This window comes from Neorhizobium sp. 05N33, from assembly GCF_056397445.1.
In genome coordinates, this window is sequence record NZ_JBFTNK010000022.1 from 14,970 (window position 1) to 27,973 (window position 13,004).

15 protein-coding genes are annotated in these 13,004 nt (G+C 61.6%); 8 read left to right on the forward strand and 7 right to left on the reverse strand.

Annotation, left to right across the window (positions count from 1 at the left end; all coding sequences use genetic code 11):
- Nucleotides 1–111: 111 nt before the first annotated feature.
- A complete protein-coding gene (rplQ, locus tag AC1DLT_RS28940) occupies nucleotides 112–537 on the forward strand; it encodes a 50S ribosomal protein L17 (protein ID WP_007766870.1) in 426 nt (141 codons plus the stop codon).
- Between the two features lie 174 nt (nucleotides 538–711).
- Entirely contained in the window at nucleotides 712–1,293 is a 582-nt protein-coding gene (locus AC1DLT_RS28945; protein WP_038542183.1) for a DoxX family protein, read from the forward strand.
- Between the two features lie 108 nt (nucleotides 1,294–1,401).
- Here the strand turns inward: AC1DLT_RS28945 and msrQ are convergent, their stop codons facing one another.
- A complete protein-coding gene (gene msrQ, locus AC1DLT_RS28950; RefSeq protein ID WP_038542187.1) occupies nucleotides 1,402–2,067 on the reverse strand; it encodes a protein-methionine-sulfoxide reductase heme-binding subunit MsrQ in 666 nt (221 codons plus the stop codon).
- A gap of 2 nt (nucleotides 2,068–2,069) precedes the next feature.
- The gene (gene msrP / locus AC1DLT_RS28955) at nucleotides 2,070–3,014 is read right to left on the reverse strand and encodes a protein-methionine-sulfoxide reductase catalytic subunit MsrP (protein ID WP_477489017.1); all 945 of its coding nucleotides are present in this window, start codon (nucleotides 3,012–3,014) and stop codon (nucleotides 2,070–2,072) included.
- Nucleotides 3,015–3,223: 209 nt separating this feature from the next.
- Here msrP and AC1DLT_RS28960 point away from each other — a divergent pair, with 209 nt between their 5' ends.
- The 3 genes from AC1DLT_RS28960 to AC1DLT_RS28970 all read left to right on the forward strand — a co-directional run bounded on the left by AC1DLT_RS28960 (nucleotide 3,224) and on the right by AC1DLT_RS28970 (nucleotide 6,144).
- Nucleotides 3,224–3,634 carry a DUF4112 domain-containing protein gene (locus AC1DLT_RS28960; protein ID WP_477489018.1) on the forward strand — a complete coding sequence of 137 codons (411 nt, stop codon included), beginning with the start codon at nucleotides 3,224–3,226 and terminating at the stop codon, nucleotides 3,632–3,634.
- 165 nt (nucleotides 3,635–3,799) lie between these two features.
- Nucleotides 3,800–5,635 (forward strand): dihydroxy-acid dehydratase, encoded by a 1,836-nt coding sequence (gene ilvD, locus AC1DLT_RS28965; RefSeq protein ID WP_477489019.1) that lies wholly within the window; start codon nucleotides 3,800–3,802, stop codon nucleotides 5,633–5,635.
- A gap of 101 nt (nucleotides 5,636–5,736) precedes the next feature.
- Complete coding sequence (locus tag AC1DLT_RS28970; RefSeq protein ID WP_477489020.1) at nucleotides 5,737–6,144, forward strand: DUF433 domain-containing protein; 408 nt, start codon at nucleotides 5,737–5,739, stop codon at nucleotides 6,142–6,144.
- Nucleotides 6,145–6,194: 50 nt separating this feature from the next.
- Here the strand turns inward: AC1DLT_RS28970 and AC1DLT_RS28975 are convergent, their stop codons facing one another.
- Nucleotides 6,195–6,557, reverse strand: a complete 363-nt coding sequence (locus AC1DLT_RS28975; RefSeq protein WP_477489021.1) for a lysozyme inhibitor LprI family protein — start codon at nucleotides 6,555–6,557, stop codon at nucleotides 6,195–6,197.
- A 37-nt stretch (nucleotides 6,558–6,594) separates the two neighbouring features.
- Nucleotides 6,595–6,975, reverse strand: a complete 381-nt coding sequence (locus AC1DLT_RS28980) for a YkvA family protein (protein WP_477489022.1) — start codon at nucleotides 6,973–6,975, stop codon at nucleotides 6,595–6,597.
- Nucleotides 6,976–7,110: 135 nt separating this feature from the next.
- On the opposite strand from AC1DLT_RS28980, the gene AC1DLT_RS28985 reads away from it, so the two are divergent.
- Together AC1DLT_RS28985 and AC1DLT_RS28990 are read left to right on the forward strand one after the other, a co-directional pair.
- Nucleotides 7,111–8,511: a DegQ family serine endoprotease gene (locus AC1DLT_RS28985; protein ID WP_477489045.1), complete on the forward strand. Its 1,401-nt coding sequence runs from the start codon at nucleotides 7,111–7,113 to the stop codon at nucleotides 8,509–8,511.
- The gene (locus AC1DLT_RS28990; protein WP_477489023.1) at nucleotides 8,508–9,824 is read left to right on the forward strand and encodes a replication-associated recombination protein A; all 1,317 of its coding nucleotides are present in this window, start codon (nucleotides 8,508–8,510) and stop codon (nucleotides 9,822–9,824) included. Before AC1DLT_RS28985 ends, AC1DLT_RS28990 begins: the two co-directional genes overlap by 4 nt.
- Nucleotides 9,825–9,842: 18 nt before the next feature.
- Here AC1DLT_RS28990 and AC1DLT_RS28995 read toward each other — a convergent pair whose 3' ends face one another.
- Nucleotides 9,843–10,157, reverse strand: coding sequence for a DUF1883 domain-containing protein (locus AC1DLT_RS28995; protein WP_038585897.1), 315 nt, complete (start codon nucleotides 10,155–10,157; stop codon nucleotides 9,843–9,845).
- A 330-nt stretch (nucleotides 10,158–10,487) separates the two neighbouring features.
- Between AC1DLT_RS28995 and AC1DLT_RS29000 the strand changes: the two genes are divergently transcribed.
- Nucleotides 10,488–11,429, forward strand: a complete 942-nt coding sequence (locus AC1DLT_RS29000; RefSeq protein WP_477489024.1) for an alpha/beta fold hydrolase — start codon at nucleotides 10,488–10,490, stop codon at nucleotides 11,427–11,429.
- Between the two features lie 94 nt (nucleotides 11,430–11,523).
- On the opposite strand, the gene AC1DLT_RS29005 is transcribed toward AC1DLT_RS29000, so the two are convergent.
- Both AC1DLT_RS29005 and AC1DLT_RS29010 read right to left on the reverse strand, forming a co-directional pair.
- Complete coding sequence (locus tag AC1DLT_RS29005; protein WP_247033991.1) at nucleotides 11,524–12,525, reverse strand: ketopantoate reductase family protein; 1,002 nt, start codon at nucleotides 12,523–12,525, stop codon at nucleotides 11,524–11,526.
- 80 nt (nucleotides 12,526–12,605) lie between these two features.
- Nucleotides 12,606–12,824: a hypothetical protein gene (locus AC1DLT_RS29010; protein ID WP_038542223.1), complete on the reverse strand. Its 219-nt coding sequence runs from the start codon at nucleotides 12,822–12,824 to the stop codon at nucleotides 12,606–12,608.
- Nucleotides 12,825–13,004 lie beyond the last annotated feature (180 nt).

The window sequence follows — 13,004 nt, forward strand, 5'->3', positions numbered from 1 at the left end:
GCCTTTCCCCGTCAAACAGCGGGCCTCTGATCGAAAGAGATGAGTGCCCGTATGTGCCAGGAAACGGCAGGCCCGAAAATAGATGGGTACCTGCATTAAAGGAGAATAGCCATGCGCCACGGAGTAGCCGGCCGCAAGCTCAACCGTACCGCCAGCCACCGCAAGGCGATGTTCGCCAACATGGCGGCTTCGCTCATCACTCACGAGCAGATCGTCACGACCCTTCCGAAGGCGAAGGAAATCCGTCCGATCGTTGAAAAGCTTGTCACCCTCGGCAAGCGCGGCGACCTGCACGCTCGTCGTCAGGCGATCTCGCAGATCCAGGACCAGGACGCTGTCAAGAAGCTGTTCGACGCCATCGCTTCGCGTTACGCAACCCGCAACGGCGGTTACCTGCGTATCATGAAGGCCGGCTTCCGCCAGGGCGACAACGCCGCCATGGCCGTCATCGAGTTCGTTGAACGCGATGTCGACGCCAAGGGCGCAGCCGACAAGGCTCGTGTTGCTGCTGAAGCAGACGCTGCCGAAGCCGCATAATTTTCCGCATCGTCGGAATTGAAAAAGCCGGGTGGAGACGCCCGGCTTTTTCGCGTTTCCGGCCAACTATGGTGGCGACCTTACCGATCGATCGAACGGCTTGACCTGCGTCAAGAGCTCACCCGGCCAAAGCGATAGGGTCTCGGCATTGAGACAAGATCGTGAGGTACGAAAATGGTTGAGCATGTAGTTTTTGAAAATGCGAAAGACGAACTCGTCATTCCCGCTTTGGCCCCTGTCTATGAGAAGCTGGCGCAGCCCATGGCCTGGAGCATATTCCGGCTGGCGGTCGGCGGTATGCTGGTGATCGAGGGGTGGCCGAAGATCATTGCGCCGCTGGCGCAGGTAGGCTTCGTCGAAAATATCGGCATGTATCCGGGCTGGTTCTGGTCGCCCTTCCTGGCCGCCCTGCAATTCTTCGGCGGCATGTTCATCGCAGCCGGCCTGTTCACCCGCCCCATTGCGCTCGCCAACGGCGTGATGCTGGCCATGACCCTCTGGTTCCACGTCACCCATCCCTATGGCGACGCTTTCCTGACCCCGGCCGGCATTGAGGCGCTGAAGGCCGGCGGCCAGCTGTTGTTCACGCCGCAGGCATTGGCGCGGCTGAAGGATGGCGGTCACATCTTCCTGGAACAGGTTCAGAGCAAGGCAGAACTGGCTTCGCTGTTCTGGACAGGCGGCGCCTTCCTTTACGCCGCCTTTGGAGGAGGATACCTGTCGCTCGACAGGCTGCTGTTCCGCAAGCATTTCTGAACGGGCCTCAAAGACCTTGAACATGACAGGAGCCGGATCGATGGATCCGGCTCCTTGCGTTGAGGGGGCATCCGTTAAAATGCCGAGGCGCTCGATCCGCCCTTCGCGTCAGCTGTTCTGCCTTGCCCTCTGCGAGGCCACGGGTTTTACCGGTTTGTTATTGGTCCTTTTCCAATTCAGGACCGGCCGTCTGAAGGATCGATAGGCCAGCAGCAGGGCAATCAACCCGATATGGATGAACGGCACCAATGTCACGGATTTGACCGCCAGCGCATAGTGGAGCGCCCCGCCGGCGGCGATCAGGTAGATCAGCTTGTGCAGCTTGTTCCAGCCCTGGGCGAGCTTGCGGATCGACCAGTTGTTGGAGGTGACCGCAAGCGGGATCAGCATCAGCAGGCAGGCAAAGCCGATGGTGATATAGGGCCGTTTGGCGATATCGCCGCCGACTGCGCCTAGATCGAAGCGCAGGTCGAGCGACACGTAGACCGAAAAATGCAGGAGCACGTAATAGAAAGCGATCAGCCCGAGCGCTCGGCGATAACGGATCCAGTTGATGCCGGCGAGATCGCGCAGCGGCGTGATCGCAAGCGTCGCGATGATGAACCGCAGTGCCCAGATGCCGAGCTGATGTTCGAACTCCTTGGTCGGATTGAAGCCGAGGCCACCGGTCAACCCGAGGTAAAAGTACCAGGCAGCCGGAACGAGACCGATGACGTAAAGTGCCCAGACGCTTGCCTTGTGATAGCGGCGGGGCAGGGTAGGAAAGCTCGCCATCCTCAATAATTCGCCTTCAGGTCGAGACCGTCATAGAGGCTCGCCACCTGATCAGCGTAGCCGTTGAAGGGCAGCGTGGGGCGGCGGTTGGCGCCGAAGAAGCCGCCTTCGCCGATCCGCTGTTCCGTCGCCTGGCTCCAGCGCGGGTGATCGACTGCCGGATTGACGTTGGAATAGAAGCCGTATTCGCGTGCGTTGGCATTCTTCCAGGTGGTTTGCGGCTGCTTCTCGACCAGCGAAATCTTGACGATCGACTTGATGCTCTTGAAACCGTATTTCCATGGCACGACGAGCCGGATCGGCGCCCCGTTGGGGTTCGGCAGCGTCTCTCCGTAAAGGCCGACCGCGAGGATCGCCAGCGGATGGCGCGCCTCGTCAAGCCGCAGGCCTTCGACATAGGGCCAAGGCAGTGCCTGGAAAAAGCCCTTCTGGCCCGGCATTTGCTCCGGCCGCACCACGGTTTCGAACGCGACGTATTTTGCACTACCGAGCGGTTCGACCTGGTCGAGAAGGGCAGACAGGGGGAAACCGATCCACGGGATCACCATCGACCAGCCCTCGACGCAGCGCATCCGGTAGGTGCGCTCCTCGAGCTTCATCTTCATGAGTTCCTCGAGCCCGAATTCCTTCGGCTTGCCGACCATCCCATCGACCTTGACCGACCACGGCGTCGGCTTGAAGTCGCCGGAATTGGCGGCCGGATCTTCCTTGTTGACGCCGAATTCGTAGAAATTGTTGTAGGTGGTGACCRCCTCTTTGGGGGTCAGCTTCTCGTCCACCTTATAGGCGCCGGGGCTGGCCGTCAGCGGCGCGGCAAACGCGCTGTCGGCTCCTGCAAAGGTAAGCCCGGCGACGGCCGCAGCGCCCATAAAATTCCGGCGCGACATGTAGATATCGCGGGGGGTGATTTCGGAAGCCGGAATATGCGGCGGACGATAGGCGAGCATGTCGAAAATCTCCTCTACGGCAACGAGTGCCTTCTTGCTCCTATACGTAACGCGGAACCGAAAGGTTTCACAGCGGCGGGAAGATTGGTTCGAACCACGTTTGCGTGAAAAACCGGAGGTTTGCGGATGGAAATGCCGTCGATGGAACCCCATTTCGAGTTCTTCAGTTCTCATCGCAGGGCCATTCGCCGAATAAGAGGAGATTGCAGATGACGGCACGCACATGGGATGCCGGAAGCCACGAAACCTTCGCCGACCGCACTGAGAGACTACGGCGCCTGCGCCGCCTTTCGGGCATTGCGCGGCTGATGGATACGGCAATCGGCATTCCCGGCACCCGCATCCGTTTCGGCGCCGATTCGGTCTTCGGCCTCATCCCGCTCGTCGGCGATGCGGGCGGCGCGCTGGTCGGCCTTTACATCGTCAACGAAGCCCGAAAGCTCGGCCTGCCGCCGGCAAAGCTTACCTGGATGCTCGGCAACATTGCCGCGGACTCCCTGCTCGGCAGCGTGCCGCTGGCGGGCGATGTCTTCGACCTTTTCTTCAAATCACACCGCCGCAACGTCAAGATGATCCTCGACCACTTCGACATCCATCCGGATGAACTGCGGGTGAAGTGAGGCGTCGTCGGACAGCCGGCTCCAACCGTACCGCTTTGGCCTGTCGTGATAGTGACACTCCGGACGCTTTGCGCTAGGAAAGCCGCAAAACCACGGGCTTTTTGCGCGCGCCTCCCGAAAACGGTAGACTGTGCCGGCCCGCAAGAAGAGATCGAGGACAACACCATGCCAGCTTACCGCTCGAGAACCACGACCCATGGCCGCAACATGGCAGGCGCGCGCGGGCTTTGGCGCGCGACGGGCATGAAGGATTCGGACTTCGGCAAGCCGATCATTGCGGTGGTCAACTCCTTCACCCAGTTCGTGCCCGGTCACGTGCACCTGAAGGATTTGGGCCAGCTCGTCGCCCGCGAGATCGAAGCGGCAGGCGGCGTCGCCAAGGAATTCAACACGATCGCCGTCGACGACGGCATCGCCATGGGCCATGACGGCATGCTCTATTCGCTGCCGTCGCGCGAAATCATCGCCGACTCGGTCGAATACATGGTCAACGCCCACTGTGCCGACGCCATGGTCTGCATTTCCAACTGCGACAAGATCACCCCCGGCATGCTGAATGCCGCGATGCGCCTCAACATCCCGGCCGTCTTCGTCTCCGGCGGCCCGATGGAAGCCGGCAAGGTGGTGCTGAAGGGCAAGACCCATTCGCTCGACCTGATCGACGCCATGGTTGCCGCCGCCGACGACAAGATGAGCGACGAGGACGTCAAGGTCATCGAACGTTCGGCCTGTCCGACCTGCGGCTCGTGCTCAGGCATGTTCACCGCCAATTCGATGAACTGCCTGACCGAAGCGCTCGGTCTGTCGCTGCCCGGCAATGGCTCGGTGCTCGCGACCCATGCCGACCGCAAGCGCCTGTTCGTCGAGGCCGGTCATTTGATCGTCGATATCGCCCGCCGTCATTACGAGCAGGACGACTATTCCGTCCTGCCGCGCTCGATTGCCACCAAGCAGGCTTTCGAGAACGCCATGACGCTCGACATCGCCATGGGGGGGTCCACCAACACCGTCCTGCACATCCTCGCCGCCGCCTATGAAGGCGAGGTCGATTTCAACCTCGACGATATCGACCAGCTCTCGCGCCGCGTGCCGTGCCTTTCCAAGGTAGCACCGGCCAAGGCCGACGTGCACATGGAAGACGTCCACCGCGCCGGCGGGATCATGTCGATCCTCGGCGAGCTGGACAAGGGCGGGTTGCTCAACCGCGATTGCTACACGGTGCATGCCGAAACGCTCGGCGATGCGATCGACCGTTGGGATATCACCCGCACCAACAGCGAGACGGTCCGCAACTTCTTCCGCGCAGCACCTGGCGGCATACCGACCCAGGTGGCGTTCAGCCAGGAAGCCCGCTGGGACGACCTCGACACGGATCGCGAGGCGGGCGTCATCCGCTCCGTTGAACATCCGTTCTCGAAGGACGGCGGCCTGGCGGTCCTCAAGGGCAATATCGCCATCGATGGCTGCATCGTGAAGACGGCCGGCGTCGACGACTCGATCCTGAAGTTCACCGGTCCGGCGCGCGTCTTCGAAAGCCAGGATGCCGCCGTCAAGGCGATCCTCTCCAACGAGATCGTCGCGGGTGACGTCGTGGTCATCATCTACGAAGGCCCCAAGGGCGGCCCTGGCATGCAGGAAATGCTCTATCCGACCAGCTATCTGAAGTCGAAGGGCCTCGGAAAGGCCTGCGCTCTGATCACCGACGGCCGCTTCTCCGGCGGCACATCCGGCCTGTCGATCGGCCATGCTTCCCCGGAAGCGGCAAACGGCGGCACGATCGGCCTGGTGCGGGAAGGGGACAAGATCGAGATCGACATCCCCAACCGCACGATCAACCTTGCCGTTTCGGACACCGAACTCGCCAAGCGCCGCAGAGAGCAGGACGCCTTGGGCTGGAAGCCGTCGCAGCCCCGCAAGCGCAACGTTACCACCGCGCTGAAGGCCTATGCTGCGTTTGCTGCGAGCGCTGACAAGGGCGCGGTGCGGATTCTGCCGGAATAAGACACGGCAGGCAGCTGTGTTGAAAATTCACAAGGCGCCGTCGGGTTCTCCTGTCGGCGCTTTGTGTTATGTTGATGTTTCTATTGCCCGAGGGGTGAGAAATGTCCGAGCTTCATCGCATCACTTTCGATCCGCACATCTGTTCGGGACGCCCGACAATCCGCGGGCTGCGCATCCGGGTGAAAGATGTCCTGGAACTGTTGGCTTCAGGGGCAACGCATGAAGAAATTCTAGAAGACCACCCGTCGCTGGAAGCGCCGGACATTGTTGCCGCGCTCGAATACGCCGCCCGTCAAAGCGATCATATCGCGCTAAGCGATGCGCAAGCGACCATTCCACAGCCCGATTGTACAACCCTGAAGCTTCGGAGGGGCGATGAGCCTGTTTACACGCTCGAGCCAGATGGCCGCGTGCTGATCTCCCGTGCTTTCCCATCGGTCGACGATCCCTTTGCCACGTTCGATGAGTGGGGTAGCGACGAGGATCGAAAGGCCTATGTCGATCTTTGAGCCGGGCGCGACATTCTCGCCGTAACGCCGAGTGGTCAGGGCGAAAACTCCTAAAGCGGCCGGTTCAAATTCTTATACGCCTCGTCCAGCTGCTTCAGCCTCTCGGTATAAGCTGACCGGATGCATTCGACATCCTCGCCGCAGGCCTGGCGTTTCTTCAGCCAGGCGCTCTGTTCGTCCTGCAGTTTGCCGCGGTTTCCCATTGCCATCAGGCCGGTGAGGATGTCGAAACTTGTCACCATCTTCACGTCGGCGTCGTTGAGCGTGCGCGTGTCGCAGATCACCTTCTCGTCGGCGGCAAGATCGCCGCGCTCGCAGTCGAAGCTCGCTGCCGACGCGGTCCGAGGGCTGGCTGCGACCGTCAGGCCGATAAGAAGGCACGTCGAGGCGATGGCGATGGTCAAATGTCTCATGGCTGCACTCCTGATCTCGATGCGCAACGCCTGGAGATCAGCTCAGTTCCCAGAGGCTCCAGAGAGCGAAGACGAGACAGCAGAACCAGATGGAAAGGATGAAGGCGAGGCCGGTGCGGCTCGTGGGTCTTTCGGCCCAACGTTCGGCCTGGCTGCGGAACTCGCTCATCAGCGGCGCAGGCACCAACCTGATAGCAAGGAGAATGCCGAGCGGCACGATCAGCAGATCGTCCAGATAACCGAGAATGGGAATGAAATCGGGAATGAGGTCGATCGGCGACAGGGCGTAGGCCGCGACCGCGCCGGCCACCAGCTTGGCGTGCCATGGCACGCGGCGGTCGCGCGAAGCGAGCCACAACGCCAGAATGTCGCGTTTCAGCCGCTTTGCCCAGCCTTTCATACCTGTCAGCCAGTTCATGTCTTTCTCCCGATTTTGAACCTATATAGGGAAAAAGGTTGACGGTTTTCGCCACAATCTCCGTTGTTCCGCCACCTTTCCTTTCTAGTTTTCCACGCTACAAATCGATCCGGATTTTCTCAAATGAGGACTTACATGCTGACCATGCCGAAATGCGTGACGACCGGCCTTCTCGCTCTCGCTTTCCTGATGCCAGTCGCGGCACTCGCCCAGGACAAGGTGGTGCCACAGAGCCGCCAGGAAATGCAGCTCTCCTTCTCGCCGCTGGTCAAGCAGACCGCCGGCGCCGTCGTCAACGTCTATGCCGAACGGGTCGTGCAGCGCCTCAATCCGTTTGCGGGGGACCCCTTCTTCGAGCAGTTCTTCGGCCAGCGAATGCCGAACCGTTCGGAAAAGCAGTCCTCGCTCGGCTCGGGCGTGATCCTTGCGGCAGATGGCCTCGTCGTTACCAACAACCACGTCATCGAAGGTGCCGACGACATCAAGATCGCGCTTGCGGATGGCCGCGAATTCCCCTGCGATGTCGTGCTGAAGGACGAGAGTGTCGATCTTGCGGTGCTCAGGATCAAGTCGAAGGAGCACTTCCCGGTGCTGCCGGTCGCCGATTCCGATCGCGTCGAGGTGGGCGACCTCGTGCTGGCGATCGGCAATCCGTTCGGCGTCGGCCAGACAGTGACGAGCGGGATCGTCTCCGCACTTGCCCGCAACCAGATCACCACGGGCGATTTCGGCTTCTTCATCCAGACCGATGCTTCGATCAATCCGGGCAATTCCGGTGGCGCTCTGATGAACATGAACGGCGAGCTGATCGGCATCAACACCGCGATCTTTTCGCGCGGCGGCGGTTCGAACGGCATCGGTTTTGCGATCCCCGCCAACCTCGTCAAAGTCTTTCTGGCAGCAGCTTCCGAGGGCAAGAAGAGCTTCGAACGCCCCTTCGTCGGCGCGAGCTTCGATGCGGTCAATTCGGATGTTGCCGAAGCGCTCGGCCTCAAGACCGCGCGCGGCGCTCTGGTGACCCGCGTTGTCGAGGGCGGACCGGCGGACAAGGCCGGCCTCAAGCCCGGCGAAGTGGTCATCGCCGTCAACGGCATTGCGGTCGAGCATCCGGATGCGCTCGGTTACCGGCTGACGACCGCCGGTCTCGGCAAGCAGGCGACGCTCACCGTCCAGACGGCGGACGGCCAGCGGCAGGTGAACCTCGCACTCAACACTGCGCCGGAAACCACGCCGCGCGACGAGCGGCTTGTCGAGGGCCGCAATCCCTTCGCCGGCCTGAGGATCGCCAACCTCTCGCCGAAGCTCGCGACCGAGCTGCACATTCCGGCCGAAAAGAGCGGCGTGATCGTGACCGACGTGACGCGCAACTCTCCCGCTGCGCGCCTGGGCTTCCAGCCGAAGGACATCCTGATCTCGCTCAACGGCACTGCCGTCACCAGCACCAAGGGCATGGAAGCCATGCTCAACGATGATCCGGGTTTCTGGCGGGTCGAGATCGAGCGCGACGGCCAGCGTATCAGGCAGTTCTTTCGATGAGCGGTGATCTTTTCGCGCCGAAGGTCCCGGAAGAGGTCGCCAACCGGCGGCCGCTCGCCGACCGCCTGCGGCCGAAGTCGCTTGCCGAAGTCACTGGTCAGCCGCACCTGACCGGCGAAGATGGCGCGCTACGCCGAATGATCGACTCGGGTTCGCTCGGCTCGATGATTTTCTGGGGACCGCCCGGCACCGGCAAGACCACAGTCGCACGGCTGCTATCGGGCGAGGCGGGGCTGGCGTTCGAGCAAATCTCGGCGATCTTCTCCGGCGTCGCGGACCTGAAGAAAGTGTTCGAGACCGCCCGCCTGCGCCGTATGGACGGTCGCCAGACGCTGCTGTTCGTCGACGAGATCCATCGCTTCAATCGTGCCCAGCAGGATAGTTTCCTGCCGGTCATGGAGGATGGCACCGTCATCCTGGTCGGTGCGACCACCGAAAACCCGAGCTTCGAACTCAACGCCGCTCTTCTGTCGCGTGCCCGGGTGCTGACCTTCCGCAGCCATGACGAGGAGAGCCTGAGCGAACTTCTCACCCGCGCGGAACAGGCCGAAGGCAAGCCGCTGCCGCTCGACGACGACGCCCGCGCAAGCCTGATCCGCATGGCGGATGGCGACGGCCGCGCCGTGTTGACGCTTGCCGAAGAGGTCTGGCGCGCCGCAAGGGAAGGGGAGGTCTTCGATACGACCGGCCTCACCCAGATCGTCCAGCGCCGCGCCCCGGTCTACGACAAGGCGCAGGATGGCCACTACAATCTGATCTCGGCGCTCCACAAGTCGGTGCGCGGCTCGGATCCGGATGCGGCGCTTTATTATCTGGCGCGGATGTTCGATGCCGGCGAGGACCCGCTTTATCTCGGCCGTCGGCTGGTTCGCATGGCCATCGAGGATATCGGTCTTGCCGATCCGCAGGCACTGGTCATCTGCAACGCCGCCAAGGATGCCTATGATTATCTCGGTTCGCCGGAAGGCGAGCTGGCATTTGCGCAGGCCTGCGTCTATCTGGCGACCGCGCCGAAATCCAACGCGGTCTATACCGCCTTCAAGGCTGCCACCCGCGCCGCCAAGGAAAACGGTTCGCTCCTGCCGCCCAAGCACATCCTCAATGCCCCGACCAAGCTGATGAAGGGCGAGGGGTATGGCGAGGGTTACCGCTACGATCACGACGAGCCGGAGGCCTTTTCAGGTCAGGACTATTTTCCGGAAAAGATGGGCCGGCAGACGTTCTACGATCCGCCGGAACGCGGCTTCGAGCGCGACATCCGCAAACGGCTCGACTGGTGGGCCAAGCTTCGCAAGGAACGAAATCCGAAGTGAAACTCTTCTGGCAGCCGATCAGGAGGCGTGTTTCTGAGCCACGACGTTGGCCGGCGCTCCGATCAGCCTAACGGAGGATTCCGCCAGACCGTGATGGCCTTCCATGTCGACGATGACGTGCCAATGGCCCGCCTCCGGGATGACCAGGCGGATAGGGGATCGTTTGGCGATGCCGCCCACATATTTGAAATCGAGCAGTTCCGTGAAGCGCTGGAAATTGGCGGCATTCATCAGGCGCACGTTGTTGACCGCATTCAACGTCACCTCGATCGTCGTCCCCGCGCGCTGCGGCTTCAAGTCGTAGTGGGTAAAGCGGAAATTCGGTACGGCCATTCCTGCCTCATTGATGCCAGCATAGAAGTTCATCAATCTTAACAATACGTCGTTAACGAATAGTGGAACATTGCGGTTTCCCGTGTGTTTACTTCCGTGAAGACCAGCTTCGGCCGGCATATCCCTAGGCCGCGCCGAAGACAATCAGGCGGCTTTCGTCCCCTGCAGCCGCCGCACAAGAATAATACTTTGACCTCCAATCTACCTGTCCCGCCGTCTCCTCGCGGCGGGACTTTCTTTTGCGCGAAGAAATTTCGGCGTGGATTGTCGGCCCGGGCTTATCCTCTTCGTCCTTGGGGCATCACCAACCAATCCATCGAGGGGGACATCATGTCGATCAGGATATTGGCCACCGCAATTGCAGCCGTCGTCGCATCGTTCGTTCCGGCTCCGGCCGAAGCGCAGGAACCGAAAGCGGCCACACCCCAGGCGATCGCCGCCGAGCCGTCGAAGAAGGGCTATGTCGAGGTCGGCGGCATCAACTATTATTACGAGATCCGCGGGGAGGGCGAACCGCTGCTGCTGCTTCATGGCGGTCTGGGCTCCGTCGATATGTTCGCGCCGATCATGCCGGCGCTGACGCAGCACCGCCAGGTCATCGGCGTCGACCTCCAGGGTCATGGCCGCACGTCGCTCGGCAAGCAGCCGTTCAGCCTGGAAGCCATGGGCGCCGACATGGGCAAGATCGTCTCCGAACTCGGCTACGGGCAGGTCGATGTGCTGGGTTATTCGATGGGCGGCGGCATCGCCCTGCAGATGGCCGCACAGTCACCCGAAAAGGTGCGGCGGCTCGTCATCGCCTCGGCACCCTTTGCCAAGAACGGCTTCTTCCCGGAAATGATCCCCCAGCAGGAAGCCGTCAGCGGTGCCATGGCCGAGATGATGAAGGAGACGCCGATGTTCATCTCCTACAAGGCGGTAGCGCCGGATGTCTCCGAATTCCCGCGGCTCCTCGACGCGATGGGCGACCTGATGCGCCGGGACTACGATTTCTCCGATGCGGTCGCCAGGTTGACCATGCCAGTCATGCTGGTCTTCGGCGACAGCGACATGATCCGCCCGGAGCACATCGTCGAATTCTATCACAAGCTCGGCGGCGGCCTGAAGGATGCCGGCTGGATGCGCGAGAACATGCCGAAGAACCGGCTGGCGATCCTGCCCGATCTTACCCATTACGAGGCATTCGCATCGCCGGCCCTGGTGCCGACCGTGCTGCCCTTCCTGGATGGCAAGAGCAATGCGCCGAACTGGGCGGAACAGGTCAAGAAGTGAAATCGCTAAACGCGATGCCGGTCGAAAGTCGGCATCGCCTCATCTTTTCAGGCGCTTGTGTGGGTTTGCGGATTCTGGTTCATAAAACCTTGAATCAGTTTCTGAGGTTTTCGCGGTCGAGTTGGAGGGTCAGCGCCAACACCGTTTCGCAGGTCGGCGTCGGCACGCCGGCGAGCTTTCCGAGCGCCACCACCATACCGGTCAGGGGCATGATCTCCAGCGCCTTGCCGGCAAGCAGGTCCTGCAGCATCGAGGTCCTGACGGGGCCGAAACCGCCCGACCGGCTGAGCTGCTCTTCGACGCTGCCGCTGAAGACCGCGCCAAGCGCCTCGCCGACAGCCCTGGTCTCCGTCATCACCTTGCCGACCTGCTCTACCAGCGCCGCGTTTTCCATGATGCTGTTCATTCGGCCGCGGGTGAGCGCGCTGATCGGGTTGTAGGCGGCATTACCCATCAGCTTGGTCCAGATCGCGTCCCGGATCCGCTCTGTCGGCAGGATGTTGAGGCCGGCGCGGCCGAGAAGCGCCGAGATCGACTGGAGGTCCTGCGAGAGTTCGCCGGAGGGTTCGCCGAGGAAGAAGCGGCCATCGCCGTTGAGACGGATAGTGCCGGGCTCGACTACCTCAGCACCCTGATAGGCGACGCACCCGATCACCCGTTCCGGCCCGACGAGCCGCCATAGCTTTCCATCGGGATCTAGCTCCGAAAGCTGGCGTTCCGCATGCCCGCTTTCCGCGTCCCGATGGAAATACCACCACGGGATGCCGTTCAGGATCATGATGATCCGAGTGCCTTCCTTGAGAAGGCCGGCGAGGCCCTCGGCGGCATCGGCAAGCTGGTGTCCCTTGAGACCGGTGATGATCAGGTCTTGGCTCGGCAGATCCGACGGATCGCTGGTGGCGGTGACACGCGCACGGAGCGGCGCGGCATCGCCCCCCGGCTCGACGGTCAGGCCCTTGTCGCGGATGGCGGCGAGATGTGCGCCGCGCGCCACGACGGAGACGTCCGCCTCAGGGCCAAGCCCGTTGGCAATCTTCGTCGCAAACGTGCCCCCGAGAGCGCCCGCACCATAGATGCAGATATTCCTGATGGTCATGATATCCTCGCAACGCTTATATGCAGTGCGGTAGGTTTAGGACATCTTCGGGATTCAGGCGAACGAGTTTTTGTGATGGGTCAATGGGCCCAGCTGGCGGATACGAGCTCTGTCCGGCGAAGCTCGTCGATCGCGGTGACGGCGTCTTCGACAGACCAGCCGGCCTTGACGGCGGCGGCGATCATCTTGATCTCCGCTTCCTCTTCGAGCGCAAGAAAGAGCGGTTCAAGGGCCTCCTGAACGGTGAGGATATGTTCATCCGGCGGGGCAATAGACGTACGTGCAGCGGACGTAGGCATGATACGCTCGGCTCCTCTCTCTTTTGTGATCGAATCCTCACAATTGCTGTGAGCGGGAAAAGTTCCACGCAACTTGTGGAAAATTTCATCCGGACGGTTTCTGCGGCTCAAAGCTTGTTCTTTCGCCAAGCCTCTGCCTTGTTGCCCAGCTAAAATACATGTGATTCGGGTGCCACGAGG

What these genes read in the sequence shown, in the direction of transcription:
- rplQ (WP_007766870.1), top strand. Translation starts at nt 112, where the DNA reads ATGCGCCACGGAGTAGCCGGCCGCAAGCTCAACCGTACCGCCAGCCAC.
- AC1DLT_RS28945 (WP_038542183.1), top strand. Translation starts at nt 712, where the DNA reads ATGGTTGAGCATGTAGTTTTTGAAAATGCGAAAGACGAACTCGTCATT.
- msrQ (WP_038542187.1), bottom strand. Translation starts at nt 2,067, where the DNA reads ATGGCGAGCTTTCCTACCCTGCCCCGCCGCTATCACAAGGCAAGCGTC.
- AC1DLT_RS28960 (WP_477489018.1), top strand. Translation starts at nt 3,224, where the DNA reads ATGACGGCACGCACATGGGATGCCGGAAGCCACGAAACCTTCGCCGAC.
- ilvD (WP_477489019.1), top strand. Translation starts at nt 3,800, where the DNA reads ATGCCAGCTTACCGCTCGAGAACCACGACCCATGGCCGCAACATGGCA.
- AC1DLT_RS28970 (WP_477489020.1), top strand. Translation starts at nt 5,737, where the DNA reads ATGTCCGAGCTTCATCGCATCACTTTCGATCCGCACATCTGTTCGGGA.
- AC1DLT_RS28975 (WP_477489021.1), bottom strand. Translation starts at nt 6,557, where the DNA reads ATGAGACATTTGACCATCGCCATCGCCTCGACGTGCCTTCTTATCGGC.
- AC1DLT_RS28980 (WP_477489022.1), bottom strand. Translation starts at nt 6,975, where the DNA reads ATGAACTGGCTGACAGGTATGAAAGGCTGGGCAAAGCGGCTGAAACGC.
- AC1DLT_RS28985 (WP_477489045.1), top strand. Translation starts at nt 7,111, where the DNA reads ATGCTGACCATGCCGAAATGCGTGACGACCGGCCTTCTCGCTCTCGCT.
- AC1DLT_RS28990 (WP_477489023.1), top strand. Translation starts at nt 8,508, where the DNA reads ATGAGCGGTGATCTTTTCGCGCCGAAGGTCCCGGAAGAGGTCGCCAAC.
- AC1DLT_RS28995 (WP_038585897.1), bottom strand. Translation starts at nt 10,157, where the DNA reads ATGGCCGTACCGAATTTCCGCTTTACCCACTACGACTTGAAGCCGCAG.
- AC1DLT_RS29000 (WP_477489024.1), top strand. Translation starts at nt 10,488, where the DNA reads ATGTCGATCAGGATATTGGCCACCGCAATTGCAGCCGTCGTCGCATCG.
- AC1DLT_RS29005 (WP_247033991.1), bottom strand. Translation starts at nt 12,525, where the DNA reads ATGACCATCAGGAATATCTGCATCTATGGTGCGGGCGCTCTCGGGGGC.
- AC1DLT_RS29010 (WP_038542223.1), bottom strand. Translation starts at nt 12,824, where the DNA reads ATGCCTACGTCCGCTGCACGTACGTCTATTGCCCCGCCGGATGAACAT.